Source organism: Klebsiella sp. V115_8 (assembly GCF_029967715.1).
GTDB lineage: Bacteria > Pseudomonadota > Gammaproteobacteria > Enterobacterales > Enterobacteriaceae > Klebsiella > Klebsiella quasipneumoniae.
On record NZ_JASCAR010000034.1, the window covers coordinates 24,176 to 43,021 of the forward strand.

Consider the following 18,846-nt stretch of genomic DNA (forward strand, 5'->3'; position numbering starts at 1 on the left):
AATACACAGACTGATAACTCGAAAAAATCAGATTTAAGTTGCGCTAATGCTCGATTTTTACGAGTTAAAGAGGAGGGATAAGACAATGATAGACTGGGCAGCAAAAGGCCAGGCGTTGACGAAAGCAGAATTAACCGCGCAGATCGTCCCACATTTTCTGTCTTTTATTATATTCATATTTCAGACAATCCAGCGTCACGGTCACGTTCGCCGGAGACAGGCGATTTAGCTGCGGCAAAAAAGGATGCGCGTGCAGGTATTGAATAAATTTCGTCGCGCCATTTAACGTGGCGTGCCGCAGATTGGCCGTTTTTTTATTGCCGGTTAGGTTACAAACCGCCATCGCATAGTCCCGTGTAGAGAAGGTCCGCCAGACATTGTTGCGGTTCCCTCCGCCCATAAACAGGCGCGGCGGGATATCATGCAGCGGCGGCGTCATGCCTCGCTCTCTGACAAATGAGATATGGCATCGCCCCTGTTGAACCTGCTGCAAATTCGCCATCAGGCAGCCACCTAATATAAAACATTCCTGATCGATGTAGTGTTGAATATTGAGGGAACGTGCATCTGTCAGTGTTTTGACTAATTCAAAATGGCGATAAGCCGGCAATACGGGTTTGACCAGCATTCCCGGATCGTTTTTGTATAACGCAGCCGGTCCGTAATCCACATCAAAAAGCGTTGCGCGCCGCATCGTTATCGCTTCTTTCCGTTGCACAAGATGTACCAGCGTACCGGGCGGCAGGCGCTCTTCGTAATAAGAGTGGTATTGATACTCCGTTTCAACGGGCTGGAGTGAATAATTGGTTGTTACGGATATAATCCGACCGGTAGTCTCCTCGGCGGTGACCAGCACATACAGAAAATTGTCACCGCCGTTAAATTTAACCCGAAAAGCGCGGGTGCTCAGGGTAATGTCGAAAGCGGGAAAGGCAAACTCGCGTTCCGCCTGATTTGCCCTGCGGGATAACTTCTGTAATTCACGGCTTAGTCCGGTACTGTCTAACGCAAGGGCGGATCGGATATCCGCCAGCGAAGCCCCTTCCTGGATGAGTGCGGCAAGATAATCCTGGCGCGGATCGGTTTTATATCTGACGGGATAAAGAAATGTTTTATGGCACTGCTGGCAGCAGACGCGTGGCTCTCCCTGCGCGGAAAAGCCATACTTTTTTAGTGAGACGCCGCCGCATCCGGGGCAGGATTTTATCAACCCTTTCCATACCCGATTTACCGACTGGCGAAAAAGATTCAGCGATCTTGCCGAAATCACAGGAAAATGAAAACCACATGCCCTGCATAACACATTTTTCCCCTGGTTCTGGTAATCCGGGCTGTTCAGCACGCCCAGATTTTTGCAGCCTGGCGTTTTGCAGCTATCGACATTAACCTGAGAAAACATGATTAACTCCCTGTGACGGTATAATTTTCAAACAAATATTGATTTTATCTCTGCCGGTGAAAAACCATTCTGATGGAGTGTTTTCATCGCGCTCATAGTCACCGCGCTATGAGAGAAAAACGCTTTATAGCCTGCGCACAAATAGTTGTGGTTTCTCTCGCCCGTCGCGGATTGCAAGAAGCGGTGCTTGGGGCAGCCGCCGTAGCAGGCAAATTTCCACTGACAAGAGCGACACTCCTGCGCCATTGAGTGGCTTTTATCATCACCAAACTGCTGGTTTTGCGCGCTATTATTCATCGCATGTAGCGTTGTATCCTGAATATTTCCCAGCCTGTACTGCGGATAAACAAAATGATCGCAGTTATAAACGTCGCCGTTCATCTCCATCGCAAACGCGCTGCCGCAGGTTGGCGCGAATACGCATACCTGGGGAGGCAACCCACACCAGGCGGCAAGCGTCTGTTCAAACATCTGTATGCCTATGTCGCCAATGTCTTCGCGGACCCATACATCAAAAATAGCGTTAAGAAAATGGCCAAACTGTAGCGGATCAACCGACCACGGCATCATTTTTGTTTGCCTGTCCTCAGGGTGCGCCAGCCCAAGGCCGCTCTTTTCGCTGCATCTTTCCACCAAAGGGATAAATTGCATATAACGGCTGCCGATGCTCTTCAGATAGCGATATACCTGAAGCGGATGGCGCATATTGCTCTGATTAACAACCGTCAGCGTATTAAATTCGACGCCGTGGCGGTGCAGACATTGTATGGCCTGTTCAACTTTCGCATGCGTCGCTTTTCCCGAGCGCGTAACGCGCCATTCGTCATGCAAGGCTGCATCGCCGTCAATGGAAATACCGACCAGGAATTGATTGGCCCGAAAAAACTCAGCCCATTGGTCGTCGATCAAAATGCCGTTCGTCTGGAAGGTATTCACAATCGTTTTTCCCGCAGCATAACGCTGCTGGAGTTCGATCGCCCGGCGATAAAAAGGCAGCCCCATCAACGTTGGTTCTCCGCCCTGCCAGGCAAAAATCACCTCATCAATCTCTTGTGCGGCAATATGTTGTTTAATGAAGCGTTCCAGCATCTCGTCTGACATTCTGTAGTTGCGCTTTCGCTCCGGGTAGAGCTTTTCCTTTTCCAGATAGAAGCAGTACTTACAATCAAGATTGCATACTGAACCTGTCGGTTTAATCATGACCTGACAGCTCTTTCTTCGCATGATCGCTATATCCATCCCAATAAAAAGAACCTGATTCAGTTTAAACACCGAATCAGGCGGGCATCGCCCTAAGTGGCATACTACGGTTTTATGGTTATTCGGTTAGCCCCAGGTGACCGGCGTCGGCTTATCGCCACGGGCTTTCATTAACGAATCGTTATCGATGTCTGCTTTATACTTCAGGAACTTATCGTACAGTTGTTTCTCAATATCCGGCCGTTTGCCAATCTGATTGAGCGTTTCGTAACGGTCGGTCTTCAGGTTGTAGAGATATTTCGGTTTATTTTCACGATCGATGATCATCTTCCAGTCGCCATCCCTGATCGCCCACTCATCGGTTGGATCGTCCTGGAATGGCATATCAACGCCGAAGATCAACGGCTTATTACGCTCCAGCGGCTTCTGTTCCAGCAGCGGAACCAAAGACTGGCCATCGTACGTGCGATCGTTCGGGAGTGTAAAATCCATCATCTTCGCCAGCGTCGGCATCCAGTCAAGACCGGAAACCGGCGTATCCGTCACCATCCCCTGCGGCAGATGTTTGCCATATTTAATAATCGCCGGAACGCGGATGCCGCCTTCCCACAGATTATCTTTACGGCCACGCAAACCATCGGTCTCACCCGCCAGGTTCAGCTCATACACCTTACGCGCCTCACGCGTTACCGGGCCATTGTCACTGGTGAAAATCACGATGGTGTTGTCTTCTTCGCCCATTGCCTTAATTTTATCCAGCACTTTACCGACCTGAGCATCCATGTAACTGATGTTCGCGTAGTACTCCCCCGTGCCACGCCACGGTTTATCAGCCCAGTCGCCATAAAACAGATCCGGGTGCTGTTTTTGGTACGCGCTCATATATTGCGAGTACATATCGAGATATTTCTTCGGCGAAGCCAGCGGGCTGTGCACCTCAGTAAACGCGACATATAAGAAGAACGGCTTATCATCTTTCTTATTATCCAGCCAGTTCACCACTTCAGAGCTGACAAATTCACCGCTCATTTTATCTGCGCGACCAATTCGTTGCCCATTGCGTAGCCATCCTGTCGGATGCACCACCCCGTAGCGAGGACGCTCTTTGGCATTATCCAGCGTGGAATCCGTGACAAATCCCGCCGGATTCACCAGACTGTAATCAAACCCCATATCTTTTGCCTGGGGCTGATCGGTACGATCTCCACCTGCATTCAGGTGCAGTTTGCCCATCATCGCCGTGTCATAGCCCTGCTGTTTCAACAGATTGGCGATGGTCAGTTCATTACGCCCTAATGCAACATCTTTGCCTTCCGGGATCCATGAGCGAATACCGGTGCGAAATGGCATACGACCGGTTAACAGACCCGCACGGGAGGGGGAGCACAGCGGCGCAGGCGCATAATAATCGGTGAATTTCACCCCTTCCTGCGCCAGTTTGTCGATATTCGGGGTTTTGACAATGGGATGTCCATAAGTTGCAAGATCGCCATACCCTAAATCATCAGCCAGAATAATAACCAAATTAGGACGCTTTTCTGTTGCGGCATGTGCTGTTGACAGCGCGCTCCCGGCACATAGCGCCAGCCCAATCATACTGGCAACAACTGTTCTTTTCATTTTAACTCCTTTGACATTTTTTAAAATTCATACCCAACCATATAAATCATTTGATCGCCAAAGCCGTCATAACCTAATTTGTTTTTAAAATAACGCCAGGTTACCGTTGCCTTCCAGCGAGGATAAAACTTCCAGGCCAGCGTTAAACCGCCATTAATGCCATAATCACCGTGTTGCTGTTCCGCGTAGGCGTCATTTCGCTCAAATTCAATTTCATTCCAGTCTGACAGAACAAATTTCTCGTCAAACAGTGTGAAGTTATAAGCTGCCGTCCAGCCCAGCACATACCCGTTCCAGCCGCTTGTTTGTCCATATTTTGGCGAAACATAATCACCCGACTCATTGTGGAGTCCGAGGTAAGGTTTAAAGAATCCCCATTTCCCGGACCATCCCAGATAACCAAGACCATAAAACATGTCCAGATCATCCCCCCACGTATTTTCCCACTGACCATAAATCTTGCCAAAGAGCGTATAGTCAGAGCCAAAAAGGCGAACATGCGTCATCGCTGAAACCGTATGGTTACGTCCCGCGACAGAATGGTTGAGTACATTACTTTCAAAAAAAGAATAGAATTCAGCTTCTTTAAAATTGACGCCAAAATCAGCTGTGGCTTTCCAGACTTCACCACGACCAACATCGACAAAGCCGCTGTTCCAGTCAGCATAACCTGCATTAATCGATCCAAAAGAATATTGGTAGTCCAAAGATGCTTGTACGGAGTGACTAAAGCCCAAGGATGCTGCAAGTATCGTACAAGCCAATAGCGTATTTTTTATCCGAGGCATTGAAAGTATTTCCCAAAGTTATAATTCGTCCATAGACATACACTACTTTTCTGCGGCGCTTATTGTTAGCGAAACACACCGTCAAAATAGTGATGAAAATCTCATATCAAAAGGGACGATGGGTATTATCAGGCATGTGTCAAAATATGTTGTTTTAGTTAGGGTAAGTTATTATTTATAAATATCCGGCACGATCATAACGCACTTGTCTGTTACCTATTTTTGTCATAACTGGCGCGCAAGGACGTTATTGATTTGAGCGACGTCCGACAATACCCATTTGGGCAACCACAGATGAAACGTTCGGGCTTTATCCTGATGATTAAGACATAATGCCCCAGCAACATCGAAATGACCAGACCATCAATTATTCATGTTATAAATAATAAAGCCCTATTGAGATTAACTGCACATATATTAAATGCATGTAGGTTATGCCATGAGGGAAAAATAAATCAATGGGAAGAACGCTGTTAATACTCCTGATTCAATAAAATAAAGATTCTGAATCAAAGAGTTAAATTAATGGATGCATCAAGAAGAAATAAAAAAGCCTGGGATTTCTCAATCTCAGGCTTTTTATCAGCAATGACGGAAATGATTAACGAGTCAAATCATCAAAAAACTTCTTCACACCGTCAAAGAAGCTTTTCGAACGCGGGCTGTTGTTTTCCCCGGTCGGGCCGCCGAAGCTTTCCTGCAGCTCTTTCAGCAGCTGTTTCTGCTTCTCGTTCAGCCCCACCGGCGTCTCCACCACCACCCGGCACAGCAGATCGCCCTGCGCGCCGCCGCGAACGGATTTCACGCCTTTCCCACGCATGCGGAACAGCTTGCCGGTCTGGGTTTCACCCGGAATTTTCAGGTTGACGCGACCGTCGAGCGTCGGGACCTCAATCTCACCGCCCAGCGCAGCCATGGTGAAGTTGATCGGCACTTCGCAGTACAGGTTATTACCTTCACGCTCAAAGATAGCGTGCTGCTTCACCTGAACCTGAACGTACAGATCCCCTGCCGGTGCGCCATGCTCGCCGGCTTCGCCTTCGCCCGCCAGACGGATCCGGTCGCCGGTATCCACGCCCGCCGGGATTTTAACCGACAGGGTTTTGGTCTTCTCAACGCGGCCGTGACCATGACATTTATTGCACGGATCTTTAATCAGCGTACCGCGTCCCTGACAGTGCGGACAGGTCTGCTGTACTGCAAAGAAGCCCTGACGCATCTGTACCTGGCCCGCGCCATGACAGGTCGGACAGGTCTGCGGTTTGCTGCCTGCTTTGGCGCCGCTGCCGTGGCAGACGTCGCACTCTTCCAGCGTCGGAATACGGATCTCTTTGGTGACGCCACGAACCGCTTCTTCCAGCGTCAGCTCCATGTTGTAACGGAGATCGGCGCCGCGCGCCGCGCGCTGCCGGCCACGTCCGCCGCCAAAGATATCGCCGAAAACATCGCCAAAGATATCGCTGAAGTCCGCACCGCCGCCAAAACCGCCGCCGCCGCCCATGCCGCCCTGCTCAAAGGCCGCATGGCCGTACTGATCGTAGGCCGCACGCTTCTGGGCATCAGTCAGGATTTCATACGCTTCTTTGATTTCTTTAAATTTGGCTTCGGCCTCTTTATCACCCTGGTTGCGGTCCGGGTGATACTTCATGGCCAGGCGCTTATAAGCCTTTTTGATTTCACGCTCTTCCGCTGTTTTGGAGACGCCTAAAATCTCGTAGTAATCTTGCTTTGCCATCGGTGTTTTTCAGCCCCTTAACATGCGTGCACGGGCGGAGAGGAAACCTCTTCGCCCGTGCCAGTGTTTTACCCGTTCAAAGGGCGATTATTTTTTATCTTTCACTTCTTCGAACTCAGCGTCGACAACATCGTCGTCTTTCGCGTTGCTCGCCTGAGCGTCAGCGGAACCCGCCTGCTGCTGAGCATGCTGCTGCTGGGCGATTTCCATCAGCTTCTGGGAAACCTGCGCCAGCGCCTGCATTTTCGCTTCGATGTCCGCTTTGTCTTCACCTTTCAGCGAAGTTTCCAGCGCGGTCAGCGCAGACTCGATGGCAGTTTTGTCGTCAGCCGGCAGTTTATCGCCTGCTTCTTCAACCTGCTTGCGAGTGCTGTGCAGCAGATGGTCGCCCTGGTTACGGGTCTGTACCAGCTCTTCGAACTTACGGTCAGATTCGGCGTTAGCTTCCGCTTCGCGAACCATTTTCTGAATTTCTTCTTCATTCAGACCGGAAGACGCTTTGATGGTGATCTTCTGCTCTTTACCGCTGTTTTTGTCTTTCGCGGAGACGTGCAGGATACCGTCAGCATCGATGTCAAAGGTCACTTCGATCTGCGGCATGCCACGCGGCGCCGGGTTAATGCCATCCAGGTTGAACTGACCCAGAGATTTGTTATCAGACGCGCGTTTACGCTCACCCTGCAGCACATGGATGGTAACCGCGGACTGGTTGTCTTCAGCGGTAGAGAACACCTGGCTGTGCTTGGTCGGGATAGTGGTGTTTTTGCTGATCAGCGCAGTCATCACGCCGCCCATGGTTTCGATACCCAGCGACAGCGGGGTCACGTCGAGCAGCAGAACGTCTTTCACATCACCGGTCAGTACACCGCCCTGAACGGCAGCGCCGATCGCCACAGCTTCGTCCGGGTTAACGTCTTTACGCGGTTCTTTACCAAAGAACTCGGCCACTTTCTTCTGCACCATCGGCATACGAGTCTGACCACCAACGAGGATGACGTCGTTGATATCGGAAACGGACAGACCGGCATCCTGCAGGGCTACTTTCAGCGGCTCGATGGAACGGTTAACCAGGTCTTCTACCAGGCTTTCCAGTTTCGCACGCGTCACTTTGATGTTCATGTGTTTCGGACCGGTCGCGTCTGCCGTGATGTAAGGCAGGTTAACGTCGGTCTGCTGAGCAGAAGACAGTTCAATCTTCGCTTTCTCAGCGGCTTCTTTCAGGCGCTGCATCGCCAGCGGGTCGTTGCGCAGGTCAATGCCCTGATCTTTCTTAAATTCATCAACGAGGTAGTTGATCAGACGGGTATCGAAGTCTTCGCCGCCCAGGTGAGTATCACCGTTGGTCGCCAGTACTTCGAAGGTTTTTTCGCCATCAACTTCGTCGATTTCGATAATAGAGATATCGAAAGTACCACCACCGAGGTCGTAAACCGCGATCGTGCGGTTGCCCACTTCTTTATCCAGACCGTACGCCAGCGCGGCCGCGGTCGGTTCGTTGATGATACGTTTGACTTCCAGACCGGCGATACGGCCAGCATCTTTGGTTGCCTGACGCTGCGCATCGTTGAAGTAAGCCGGTACGGTGATAACCGCTTCAGTTACCGGTTCACCCAGGTAATCTTCAGCCGTTTTCTTCATTTTTTTCAGCACTTCAGCAGAGATCTGCGGCGGTGCAGTTTTGGTGCCCTTCACATCCAGCCATGCGTCGCCATTGTCTGCGGCAACAATTTTGTATGGCATGATAGAAACGTCACGCTGAACTTCTTCGTCCTGGAAGCGGCGGCCAATCAGGCGTTTAATCGCAAACAGGGTGTTTTGCGGGTTTGTCACTGCCTGACGTTTAGCCGGCTGACCAACCAGAGTTTCACCATCCTGGGTATAGGCAATGATAGAAGGCGTGGTGCGATCGCCTTCGGCGTTCTCCAGCACGCGTGCAGTAGTGCCATCCATAATCGCTACACAAGAGTTGGTAGTACCCAGGTCGATACCAATAATTTTACCCATCTAAACGTCTCCACTAAAAATTCGATCAACATGTGGTTGTGAACCTGTAATAAGGGCGAAACGTGCGGTTTCAACTGCCCAGACATCATTTTTTTTCAGGTTCTTCACTGCGGTTGACTACAAGATGGGGTCGCCCACCCCGGCATCAAGGGGCAAGCAGAAAAATTTTTTGTCGGAGGCCAGCCGACGCCCTCGCCCGCTGCCGTCGATGGCCTGGCAAACGATGTTGCCGGGCGGCAAAAAAGATGGCGAAACGCCCATACAAGTAACGAATAAAAAAACCGAATATATTCATAATATCATTGACATAAAACGCAATACTTGTGCGCTAAAAGCCCCGTTTTCACAGTGATAAGATCCCCGCCCTCGCACTTTACTTATTCAGGGGACAGATTAATGAAATCACTATTCCGGCTTTCAGCGGGGCTTATCCTTAGCGTGTCAGTTATCACCTCGGCGGCCGCCAACGACCATAAGATCCTCGGCGTGATAGCCATGCCGCGCAATGAGACCAACGATCTGACGCTGAAGCTTCCCGTCTGCCGGGTGGTCAAACGTATTCAGCTCAGCGCCGAACGCGGCGACATTCAGCTCTCCGGAGCAACGGTCTACTTTAAGGCCAGCCTCGGCGCCAGCCACACCCTGAACGTGCCCGCCGGGATCAAAGAGGGCCACACCACCGGCTGGATCTCCCTCAACAGCGATAACGACAACAAGCGCTGTGTGAAAAAAAATCGCCTTCTCCGGCCACACGGTCAACTCCTCAGATATGGCCTCACTGAAAATTATCGGCGACGACTAACGTCGTCCCCTGCCCGAGAGAAAACGTTATGCATATTAACTATCTGGATGATGACGATCTCGCCTTTCTGCCTGAGTGCAGCGAGGCGCATCTGGAAGCGTTTACCCGTATTCTGACCCACGGGGAAAATGGCAAACCCCGTCTCTCCAGTACGCTGCTGCGCAACGAGACCTTTCTGTCTATGGAGGGCCACCCGGAGCGCTATCGCCGCAACTGGCAGTTGATCGCCGGCGAGCTACAGCATTTCGGCGGCGACAGCATCGCCAATACGCTGCGCCGCCATGGCAAATTTTATCGCGCCATCCTGCTGGATGTGTGTAAAAGGCTAAAGGCGAAGGTCGATAAACAGATGACGACGCCGCAGATCGAGCAACAGTTGTTGACGCATTTTCTGCAGCACAGCTGGAATAAGCTGGATGAGGAACAAAAAACGCAGTTTCTCGCCGCGGTGGAGTGCCGGAGTCATGAGCTGGAAAGCCTGCTGCCCCATCTGTTGAGGCGCCGCAAGCTGAGTGAAGGCGTTGCCCTGCTACTCGATGAGCGGTTAACCGCCATTCTGCGCACGCACGCCGCCGTGAGCGTCATCGGCCATGGCCTGGTACGCGGCGCCGGGCTGGGGGGGCCGCTTGGCGCCGCGCTGAACAGCGTGAAAGCGGTAAGCGGCAGCGCTTATCGGGTCACCATCCCCGCGGTTCTGCATATTGCCTGTTTACGACAAATGCTCCACTCGTCGTCGGGCACAACTGAAATTGGTGAAAAATACCCCGCCAGATCATAGACAGCCTTTCCGCGCCTCATTATTATGCCGCGCCCCGCCGCCAAGTCGCGGGGTAATGCTTCCCTTTTAATGATAATTTTGAGGAATTATGGGCAACACTAAGTTGGCTAATCCGGCACCGCTGGGCCTTATGGGCTTCGGCATGACCACTATTCTGCTTAACCTGGCGAATAGCGGCCTGTTCGCATTCGATGTAGCTATCCTGGCGATGGGCATTTTTTACGGCGGCATTGCGCAAATTTTTGCCGGCCTGCTGGAATACAAAAAAGGCAACACCTTTGGCTTGACCGCTTTTACCTCCTACGGCAGCTTCTGGCTGACGCTGGTTGCTATTCTCCTGATGCCGAAAATGGGCCTGGCTGATGCGCCGAACGCGCACTTCCTCGGCATGTATCTCGGCCTGTGGGGTATTTTTACGTTGTTCATGTTCTTCGGTACGCTGAAAGCCGCACGCATGCTGCAGTTCGTGTTCCTGAGCCTGACGGTGCTGTTTGCGCTGCTGGCGATTGGTCATCTGGTGGATAACGAAGGCATCGTGAAAGTTGCTGGCTGGATCGGCCTGGTTTGCGGCGCCAGCGCCATTTACCTGGCGATGGGCGAAGTGCTGAACGAGCAGTTCGGCCGCACCGTGCTGCCGATCGGCGAACCGCGTTAATCTTCCGCCGCCGCCCTGTAACAGGGCGGCGGCTGGTCATCATCGGCAAACCTGCTTAGCGCTGCAGCTCCCCTTCCGGCAACCTCGCCGCCGTCAGCCCCTGACGCAGCCAGATACCTAATCCCAGCCCCATCAGCGACAAGGCCAGCACATACCAGGCCGGGGCCATCGGCGACACCCCCATCAGCATCGTGACGGCAATTGGCGTCAGGCCGCCAAAAATCGCGTACGACAGATTGTAGGAAAAGGAGATGCCGGTGAAGCGCACTTCCGCCGGGAAGGCCCGCACCATAACATAAGGCACCGCCCCCACCACGCCCACACAGAGTCCCACCGTGCCGTAGAGCAGAAACAGCCGCTGCGGGCTGGCGCCAGACAGGTGGTAAAACGCCCAGCTGGCAACCGCCAGCAGCAGGCTGCCGACGATAAAGGTGCGGCTGGCGCCGAAGCGGTCCGCCGCCAGCCCGGCGAGCAGACAGCCGATGCACAACATAATCGTGGCAATGCTGTTGGCCTGCAGGGTTATCGCCGGGGCGAAGCCATAGTGTTTCTGCAGCCAGACCGGCGACATCAGGATCACCACCACCACGCCTGCCGACAGCAGCCAGGTCAGCAGCATAGAGACCGCCACCGCCTTCTGGTGCTTGAGGACGACCGCTTTTACCGGCAGCTCCTGCGCCAGCGCTTTGCGCTGCTGCATCTCAAGAAAAATCGGCGTCTCCTGCAGCCAGCGGCGCAGATACATCGCCACCAGACCAAATACGCCTCCCAGCAGGAAGGGGATCCGCCAGCCGACGTCGTGGATCCCCTGCGGCGTCAGGCTGGTGTTGATAAGCGTCGCTACCACCGATCCCAGCAGGATGCCTACGGTCAGGCCGGCCGTCAGCGTGCCGCAGGCGATACCAATGCGTTTTTCCGGAACATGCTCGGCGACAAACACCCAGGCGCCAGGCACCTCGCCGCCGATCGCCGCCCCCTGCAGAATACGCATCAGCAGCAACAGCAGCGGCGCGACGATGCCCACCGAGCTGTAGGTCGGCAACAGACCAATCGCCAGGGTCGGCAGCGCCATCAGCAGGATGCTGAGGGTAAACATTTTCTTGCGGCCAACCAGATCGCCAAAATGGGCCATGATGATCCCTCCCAGCGGACGCGCCAGGTAACCGGCGGCGAAAATCCCAAAGGTCTGTACCTGGCGAAGCCATTCCGGAATATCTGCGGGGAAGAAGAGCTCGCCGACGACGGCGGCGAAGAAAACGAAGATGATAAAGTCATAAAACTCCAGCGCGCCGCCAAGGGCGGCCAGCGTCAGCGTTTTATAATCCTGGCGGTTGAGCGGTCGGTTTGCATATGACATAACGCGATTTCATCCTGAGGCGTGCAGCGTATTTTATAGTGTGTAAAGTAAACAGCACTATATCGTAAATAAAACGGCACACCATCAGTGATGCATGTTATGTCACAAATGCATCAAATTCAGGATAAAGTTTCGCGTCGGGCACTTTTGGGACGAAATGCTTCTACCACACGGCCATCGGTTTCCACATAAGGCCCCTCCAGCAACTGTACACAATAAGGTACACTTGCGAAAATACCGTGCACCAGCACGTTGCCGTCAGCATCTTTCACCCCTTCCAGGGTCTCCTGAATCGCTTTCGGTTGTCCGGGAAGATTGAGGATCAGCGCCTGCTTGCGGATCACCCCGACCTGCCGGGAAAGGATCGCCGTCGGCACAAAGTGTAGGCTAACCTGACGCATTTGCTCGCCGAAGCCCGGCATCTCGCGATCGGCAACAGCCAGCGTGGCGTCGGGCGTCACATCGCGACGCGCCGGGCCGGTGCCGCCGGTAGTCAGCACCAGATGGCACCCCATCTCGTCAACCAGTTCGCACAGCGTTTGCTCAATAATGATCTGCTCATCAGGAATCAGGCGAGTCTGCAGTTCAAAAGGGGTGGTAAGGGCACGCGCCAGCCACTCTTCCAGTGCCGGGATGCCTTTGTCCTGATAGACGCCGCTGGAGGCGCGATCGGAAATGGAAACTAAGCCGATTCGTAAGGTATTCATGGTTATTCCGTTCAAACTGTGGCGTTAAACGAAATGATACACTGCTGCTGGCGGGACAGACAGTGTAATGTGGCCGACGGGCGTCGGCCACCTGCGGGATTACAGCAGTTCGCCGATCATTTTTTCCAGTTTTTCCTGGTCGATCGCAAACTTACGGATACCTTCCGCCAGTTTGTCTACCGCCATCGGATCCTGGTTATGCTGCCACAGGAACTCAGATTCGGTAATACGCTCCGGACGCGCTTTCACTTCACCGGTATACACCAGTTTACGCTCAACGGCGCCTTCGCTTTCGGACAGCTCTTTCAGCAGTGCCGGGGCGATGGTCAGGCGGTCACAGCCAGCCAGTTCCAGAATTTCGCCAACGTTACGGAAGCTGGCGCCCATCACCACGGTTTCATAACCGTGCTGCTTGTAGTACTCGTAGATTTCACTGACGGACACCACGCCCGGATCTTCAGCCGGCGCGTACTCTTTCTTATCGGTGTTGGCTTTGTACCAGTCGAGGATACGGCCAACGAACGGCGAAATCAGGAAGACGCCCGCTTCGGCGCAAGCGCGAGCCTGAGCGAAGGAGAACAGCAGCGTCAGGTTGCAGTTGATGCCCTCTTTTTCCAGCTGTTCAGCGGCGCGAATGCCCTGCCAGGTGGAAGCCAGCTTAATCAGAATACGATCGTTGCTGATGCCCGCGTCGTTATACAGCTTGATGATGCGCTTGGCTTTAGCGATAGACGCTTCGGTGTCGTAGGAGAGACGCGCATCCACTTCGGTGGAGATACGGCCCGGGATCAGTTTCAGAATTTCGAGACCGATGTTCACCGCCAGCTTGTCGGAAGCATCGAGGATCTGCTGCGCGCGATCGCTGCTCTGGCTACGAGCCCAGGCCACAGCGTCGTCAATCAGCTTACGGTACTCAGGGATCTGAGCCGCGCCGAGGATCAGGGAAGGGTTGGTGGTGGCATCCTGAGGCTGATACAGCTTCATTGCCGCAATATCTCCGGTGTCAGCGACGACAGTGGTGTACTGACGCAGAGAAGTTAATTTATCCGTCATGATATATTTCTCTTAAACAGCAGTTAAGGGGATGTAACCGGTCTGCCCAGATGATAACACGCTGCCGGGTCAGCGCAACCGCCGACGAGAGAAGAGCGCAGAGTGTGATAAACTATGCAGATTAATTTGCTGAAAGCGCAAGGATTGTCACTTAATTGGTAACGCTTACACTGGCGTGCCGGCATGGACAAGAGGATGTTTAATGCCTGATTTTCTCTCATTTATCAATGAAATACTCTGGGGCTCAGTGATGATTTATCTGCTACTGGGCGCCGGTATCTGGTTTAGCTGGCAAACCCGGGGTATTCAGTTCCGTTACGTGCGCAAATTTGGCCGCAGCCTGAAAAAAAGCCTGCACCCGCAGCCGGGCGGTTTAACCTCCTTTCAGGCGCTCTGTACCAGCCTTGCTGCGCGAGTCGGCAGCGGCAATCTTGCCGGCGTCACGCTGGCTATCGCCGCCGGCGGGCCCGGCGCCGTATTCTGGATGTGGGTCTCCGCCCTGCTCGGCATGGCCAGCAGCTTCGCCGAATGTTCCCTTGCCCAGCTGTATAAAGAGCGCGATAGCCGCGGTCAGTTTCGCGGCGGCCCAGCCTGGTATATGGCGCGCGGGCTCGGCATGCGCTGGATGGGCGTTCTGTTTTCGATCCTCCTGCTGCTGGCCTATGGCTTTATCTTCAATACCGTACAGGCCAACTCCGTGGCCCATGCCCTGCGCTATGCGTTCGATCTGCCGGCGGCAGTCAGCGGCGGCGTGCTGGCCGTTGTCGTTCTGCTGGCTATCCGCCGTGGTTTACGCGGCGTGGCGCGCCTGATGCAGTGGATCGTCCCCATCATGGCGCTGCTGTGGATCGCCACCAGCCTGCTTATCGGCCTGTGGCATATCACCGCCCTGCCGACGATTTTCGCCACCATCTTTCGCTGCGCCTTCGGCTGGCAGGAAGCCGCCGCCGGCGCGGTGGGCTACACCATCAGCCAGGCGCTGACCAGCGGCTTTCAGCGCGGCATGTTCTCCAATGAAGCAGGAATGGGCTCTTCGCCTAACGCCGCCGCAGCCGCCGCCTCCTGGCCGCCGCACCCGGCGGCGCAGGGTATCGTGCAGATGATTGGCGTGTTTATCGATACCATCGTCATCTGTACCGCCAGCGCGATTATCGTCATGCTGGCGCCCCACCCTGACAATGAGTATACGCTCAACGGCATCCAGGCCCTGCAGCACGCGATGAGCATGCTGGTCGGGGGCTGGGGGGCGGGTTTTATCGCTTTCATCGTGCTGCTGTTCGCCTTTAGCTCTATCGTCGCCAACTACCTGTACGCGGAAAATAATCTGGTCTTTCTGCGTCTGGATAAGCCGCGCTATATCTGGGCGCTGCGGATACTTACCGTCCTGATGGTGCTGCTGGGAACCCTGGTTAGCCTGCCGGTCGTCTGGCAGAGCGCGGATATCATTATGGCGCTGATGGCGATGACCAACCTGACGGCCATCCTGCTGCTCTCCCCGACGGTGCGGATTATCGTCAGTGATTATCTGCGTCAGCGCCAGCTGGGCATTCAGCCTACTTTCGATGCGTCGCGCTATCCTGAGATTCACCAACAGCTGGCCCCGGGCGCGTGGAATGAACTGCCGCGCGAATAGCGCGGCAATCGCAGCTATCGATCCCACCATGCACTTTTTTTGTTAAAATTCGTCGAAATTACCTGCAAGGACTGGATATGCTGATTCTGATTTCACCTGCTAAAACGCTCGATTATCAAAGCCCGCTGGCAACGACTCGCTATACCCAGCCCGAACTCCTCGAGTATTCTCAACAGCTTATCAGCATCGCCCGTCAGCTGACCGCGCCGCAAATCGGCAAGCTGATGAGCATCAGCGACAAGCTGGCGGATCTGAACGCCACCCGTTTCCACGACTGGCACCCTGACTTTACGCCGCAAAATGCCCGTCAGGCGATCCTCGCCTTTAAGGGCGATGTCTACACCGGCCTGCAGGCAGAGACGCTCACGGAGGACGACTTTGACTTCGCCCAGCGACACCTGCGCATGCTCTCCGGCCTGTATGGCGTGCTGCGTCCGCTGGACCTGATGCAGCCCTACCGCCTTGAGATGGGGATCCGTCTGGAAAACCCCCGCGGCAAAGATCTGTACCAGTTCTGGGGCGAGACCATTACCGAGAAGCTGAATCAGGCGCTGCAGGCTCAGGGCGACGATATCGTCATCAACCTGGCTTCCGATGAATATTTTAAATCGGTGAAAACGCAAAAATTGCAGGGCCAGCTGATCAAGCCGGTATTCCTCGATGAGAAGAACGGCAAATTCAAAGTGATCAGCTTCTATGCCAAGAAGGCCCGTGGCCTGATGAGTCGCTACATTATTGAAAACCGCTTAACCCAGCCGGAACAGCTGAAATCCTTTAATAGCGAAGGCTATTTCTTTGATGCGGAGGCGTCGGAGAAAGGCGAACTGGTGTTTAAACGCCACGAGCAGTAAGTAAACGGTCCCCCTACGGCGATCGACGCAACAGGGGGACGGTAAGGATTTAGCCCATCATCAGCTTACGCAGCGCGGCGAAATCCGCCGGCAGGTTGTGAGACAGCAGCGGCAGGTCGGCGCGGTCGGCCAGCTCTTTCGGCAGCGGCAGGGTCTCCTGCAGGATCTCCTCCACGCTCTCTTTGAACTTCGCCGGATGGGCGGTGCCGAGGAACAGACCGTACTCTCCCGGCTGCAGCTGATCGCGCAGCGCGCGCCAGGCAATCGCCGCGTGCGGCTCAGAGATGTAGCCGATGGCCTTCAGCTCGCGCATTGCCGCTTTGGTGGTCTCATCATCGACCGCGGCATAGCCCAGCTCGCTGAGACGCCAGATTTTACGGCGGAACAGCTCTTCGACACGCGGCCAGTTGTTCGGCTGGCTGACGTCCATGGCGTTGGACAGCGTCGCCTGGGTGGCTTTTGGCGCCCACTCGCCGCCCTGCAGATAGCGCGGAACGGTGTCGTTGGCATTGGTGGCAGCGATAAAGCGTTTGATCGGCAGACCCAGCGACTTCGCCAGCAGACCGGCGGTCAGATCGCCGAAGTTGCCGCTCGGCACGGAAATCACCAGCTGATTGCGGGCTTCCTGCGGCAGCTGCGCCGCCGCTTCGAAGTAGTAGCAGATCTGCGCCAGCAAGCGGCTGATGTTAATGGAGTTAGCCGAGTTGAGCCCCAGCGTCGCCTTCAGTTCTTCATCGTCAAACGCCTGCTTCACCAGCGCCTGGCAGGCGTCGAAGTCGCCGTCAATCGCCACGGTTTCAATGTTGCCGCCGAGAGTACAGAACAGCTTCTCCTGCAGCGGGCTGATCTTGCCGCGCGGGTAGAGGATCACTACCTTAACGTTCGGCAGTCCGTAGAAAGCATGCGCCACCGCCGCCCCGGTATCGCCAGAGGTTGCCGTGAGGATGGTGACCGGCTTATCGCCTGCGATATGGGTCAGCATCTGCGCCATAAAGCGGCCGCCGAAATCCTTGAAGGCCAGCGTGGGGCCATGGAACAGCTCCAGACAGCCGACATCCTCCTGAACCTTGCTCACCGGCGCCGGAAACGCAAACGCCGCGCGGACCCGCTGCTGCAGGACATCCTGCGGGATCTCATCGCCGATAAAGGCGGATAAAATTTTGGCGCTGCGGGTGACAAAATCCTGCGCCAGCATGTCGTCGATTTCAGTCAGGCTGAATTCCGGCAGATCGTGCGGAAAGAACAGGCCCTGATGCTTGCCAAGTCCCTGGGTAACGGCCTGCGCAAAGCTGACCTGCTCATTGTGATCTTTTAAGTTATACAGTTTCATTGGTTATCCCACTACGCGTGCGCCCGCCGTGTCCAGCCGGCAAATATGAACAAAGCCTTCCTGATTCTGCAGATAGTGCGCGCCAAGCCAGTCGGCGACGCGCTGTGCGGTGTCCGGCTTATCGCACAACGCGAACAGCGTTGGGCCAGAGCCGGAGATGCCGCAAGCCTGGGCGCCCATCTCCATGGCCGCCTGACGCGCTTCGCTAAAGCCCGGCAGCAGTTTGGTTCGGTACGGTTCGGCAATCACATCTTTCATCAATTTTGCCGCCAGCTGCGGCTGGCGGGTGTAGCAGGCGTGAATAAAGCCCGCGAGGTGGCGACCATGGGCGATACAATCCTGACGGCGGTACTGCGCCGGCAGAATCGCCCGCGCTTCGGCGGTGGATACTTTAATCCCCGGATAGGCCAGCACCCACAGCCACTCATCAAACCCGGGCACCTGCTGGCTGATAATCCCGTTCTCTTCGATCATCAACTGCATACCGCCAAGATAGCACGGCGCCACGTTGTCGTAGTGAATGCTGCCGGAGATACGCCCTTCCATCTCCCCCATCAGCGCCAGCATGCGCGTCTCGTTCAGCGGCTTACCGCAAAACTCGTTCATCGCCACCAGCGCGGCGACCACCGAGCAGGCGCTGGAGCCCAGCCCGGAGCCAATCGGCATGTTTTTTTCCAGGGTCATCGCCACCGGCACCGTTTTACCGATCTCCCGGCAAAAGCTTTCCCAGCACTGGTAAACAATGTTCTCCTGCGGCGCCGTCGGCAGTTTGCTGGCGAAGCGTCCCAGATTCTGCAGGCTGAATTGCTCCGCCGCTTCGACAGTAACGTTGTCGCCCAGCAGCGTGCCATCGACCGGCGTGACCGCCGCGCCCAACACATCAAACCCGACGCTCATATTGGCACTGGAAGCCGGGGCATATACTTTGACCATC

General features: G+C 54.6%; 15 protein-coding genes and 1 pseudogene. 5 read left to right on the forward strand and 11 right to left on the reverse strand.

Annotated elements, in window-relative coordinates:
* Window positions 1-130 precede the first annotated feature (130 nt).
* The 6 genes from QLG03_RS15795 to dnaK all read right to left on the reverse strand — a co-directional run bounded on the left by QLG03_RS15795 (window position 131) and on the right by dnaK (window position 8,746).
* Window positions 131-1,399: an IS1 family transposase gene (locus QLG03_RS15795; protein WP_132134783.1), complete on the reverse strand. Its 1,269-nt coding sequence runs from the start codon at window positions 1,397-1,399 to the stop codon at window positions 131-133.
* A gap of 27 nt (window positions 1,400-1,426) precedes the next feature.
* A complete protein-coding gene (locus tag QLG03_RS15800; RefSeq protein WP_132134888.1) occupies window positions 1,427-2,626 on the reverse strand; it encodes an anaerobic sulfatase maturase in 1,200 nt (399 codons plus the stop codon).
* Between the two features lie 99 nt (window positions 2,627-2,725).
* Window positions 2,726-4,219, reverse strand: coding sequence for a sulfatase-like hydrolase/transferase (locus QLG03_RS15805; RefSeq protein ID WP_049014573.1), 1,494 nt, complete (start codon window positions 4,217-4,219; stop codon window positions 2,726-2,728).
* A 20-nt stretch (window positions 4,220-4,239) separates the two neighbouring features.
* Complete coding sequence (locus QLG03_RS15810) at window positions 4,240-5,007, reverse strand: outer membrane protein OmpK (RefSeq protein ID WP_023291918.1); 768 nt, start codon at window positions 5,005-5,007, stop codon at window positions 4,240-4,242.
* Window positions 5,008-5,608: 601 nt separating this feature from the next.
* The gene (gene dnaJ / locus QLG03_RS15815) at window positions 5,609-6,742 is read right to left on the reverse strand and encodes a molecular chaperone DnaJ (protein WP_002887955.1); all 1,134 of its coding nucleotides are present in this window, start codon (window positions 6,740-6,742) and stop codon (window positions 5,609-5,611) included.
* Between the two features lie 87 nt (window positions 6,743-6,829).
* Window positions 6,830-8,746 carry a molecular chaperone DnaK gene (gene dnaK / locus QLG03_RS15820; protein WP_023291917.1) on the reverse strand — a complete coding sequence of 639 codons (1,917 nt, stop codon included), beginning with the start codon at window positions 8,744-8,746 and terminating at the stop codon, window positions 6,830-6,832.
* Between the two features lie 396 nt (window positions 8,747-9,142).
* Between dnaK and QLG03_RS15825 the strand changes: the two are divergent.
* From QLG03_RS15825 to satP, 3 genes and pseudogenes are all read left to right on the forward strand, one after another.
* Window positions 9,143-9,548, forward strand: a pseudogene (locus QLG03_RS15825) (DUF2541 family protein).
* Between the two features lie 28 nt (window positions 9,549-9,576).
* Window positions 9,577-10,326, forward strand: a complete 750-nt coding sequence (msyB, locus tag QLG03_RS15830) for an acidic protein MsyB (RefSeq protein ID WP_050534023.1) — start codon at window positions 9,577-9,579, stop codon at window positions 10,324-10,326.
* 88 nt (window positions 10,327-10,414) lie between these two features.
* Window positions 10,415-10,981, forward strand: coding sequence for an acetate uptake transporter (satP, locus tag QLG03_RS15835; RefSeq protein ID WP_050534024.1), 567 nt, complete (start codon window positions 10,415-10,417; stop codon window positions 10,979-10,981).
* A gap of 55 nt (window positions 10,982-11,036) precedes the next feature.
* Here satP and QLG03_RS15840 read toward each other — a convergent pair whose 3' ends face one another.
* The 3 genes from QLG03_RS15840 to tal form a co-directional block, all read right to left on the reverse strand.
* Window positions 11,037-12,338, reverse strand: a complete 1,302-nt coding sequence (locus QLG03_RS15840; RefSeq protein ID WP_255989562.1) for an MFS transporter — start codon at window positions 12,336-12,338, stop codon at window positions 11,037-11,039.
* A gap of 119 nt (window positions 12,339-12,457) precedes the next feature.
* Window positions 12,458-13,045, reverse strand: coding sequence for a molybdopterin adenylyltransferase (gene mog / locus QLG03_RS15845; protein WP_233673090.1), 588 nt, complete (start codon window positions 13,043-13,045; stop codon window positions 12,458-12,460).
* A gap of 99 nt (window positions 13,046-13,144) precedes the next feature.
* Window positions 13,145-14,098, reverse strand: a complete 954-nt coding sequence (tal, locus tag QLG03_RS15850; RefSeq protein ID WP_004204228.1) for a transaldolase — start codon at window positions 14,096-14,098, stop codon at window positions 13,145-13,147.
* Between the two features lie 202 nt (window positions 14,099-14,300).
* Here tal and QLG03_RS15855 point away from each other — a divergent pair, with 202 nt between their 5' ends.
* Together QLG03_RS15855 and yaaA are read left to right on the forward strand one after the other, a co-directional pair.
* Window positions 14,301-15,731, forward strand: a complete 1,431-nt coding sequence (locus tag QLG03_RS15855) for a sodium:alanine symporter family protein (RefSeq protein ID WP_255989565.1) — start codon at window positions 14,301-14,303, stop codon at window positions 15,729-15,731.
* Between the two features lie 77 nt (window positions 15,732-15,808).
* On the forward strand, window positions 15,809-16,582 hold the full coding sequence (yaaA, locus tag QLG03_RS15860; protein ID WP_032452393.1) for a peroxide stress protein YaaA: 774 nt from the start codon (window positions 15,809-15,811) through the stop codon (window positions 16,580-16,582).
* Window positions 16,583-16,631: 49 nt separating this feature from the next.
* On the opposite strand, the gene thrC is transcribed toward yaaA, so the two are convergent.
* Entirely contained in the window at window positions 16,632-17,912 is a 1,281-nt protein-coding gene (thrC, locus tag QLG03_RS15865; protein WP_002887863.1) for a threonine synthase, read from the reverse strand.
* A 3-nt stretch (window positions 17,913-17,915) separates the two neighbouring features.
* Window positions 17,916-18,845 carry a homoserine kinase gene (gene thrB, locus QLG03_RS15870; protein ID WP_002887853.1) on the reverse strand — a complete coding sequence of 310 codons (930 nt, stop codon included), beginning with the start codon at window positions 18,843-18,845 and terminating at the stop codon, window positions 17,916-17,918.
* Window position 18,846 lies beyond the last annotated feature (1 nt).

Excerpts from the sequence above, each read along its gene's own strand:
- QLG03_RS15795 (WP_132134783.1), bottom strand. The coding sequence starts at position 1,399 with ATGTTTTCTCAGGTTAATGTCGATAGCTGCAAAACGCCAGGCTGCAAA.
- QLG03_RS15805 (WP_049014573.1), bottom strand. The coding sequence starts at position 4,219 with ATGAAAAGAACAGTTGTTGCCAGTATGATTGGGCTGGCGCTATGTGCC.
- QLG03_RS15810 (WP_023291918.1), bottom strand. The coding sequence starts at position 5,007 with ATGCCTCGGATAAAAAATACGCTATTGGCTTGTACGATACTTGCAGCA.
- dnaJ (WP_002887955.1), bottom strand. The coding sequence starts at position 6,742 with ATGGCAAAGCAAGATTACTACGAGATTTTAGGCGTCTCCAAAACAGCG.
- dnaK (WP_023291917.1), bottom strand. The coding sequence starts at position 8,746 with ATGGGTAAAATTATTGGTATCGACCTGGGTACTACCAACTCTTGTGTA.
- msyB (WP_050534023.1), top strand. The coding sequence starts at position 9,577 with ATGCATATTAACTATCTGGATGATGACGATCTCGCCTTTCTGCCTGAG.
- satP (WP_050534024.1), top strand. The coding sequence starts at position 10,415 with ATGGGCAACACTAAGTTGGCTAATCCGGCACCGCTGGGCCTTATGGGC.
- QLG03_RS15840 (WP_255989562.1), bottom strand. The coding sequence starts at position 12,338 with ATGTCATATGCAAACCGACCGCTCAACCGCCAGGATTATAAAACGCTG.
- mog (WP_233673090.1), bottom strand. The coding sequence starts at position 13,045 with ATGAATACCTTACGAATCGGCTTAGTTTCCATTTCCGATCGCGCCTCC.
- tal (WP_004204228.1), bottom strand. The coding sequence starts at position 14,098 with ATGACGGATAAATTAACTTCTCTGCGTCAGTACACCACTGTCGTCGCT.
- QLG03_RS15855 (WP_255989565.1), top strand. The coding sequence starts at position 14,301 with ATGCCTGATTTTCTCTCATTTATCAATGAAATACTCTGGGGCTCAGTG.
- yaaA (WP_032452393.1), top strand. The coding sequence starts at position 15,809 with ATGCTGATTCTGATTTCACCTGCTAAAACGCTCGATTATCAAAGCCCG.
- thrC (WP_002887863.1), bottom strand. The coding sequence starts at position 17,912 with ATGAAACTGTATAACTTAAAAGATCACAATGAGCAGGTCAGCTTTGCG.
- thrB (WP_002887853.1), bottom strand. The coding sequence starts at position 18,845 with ATGGTCAAAGTATATGCCCCGGCTTCCAGTGCCAATATGAGCGTCGGG.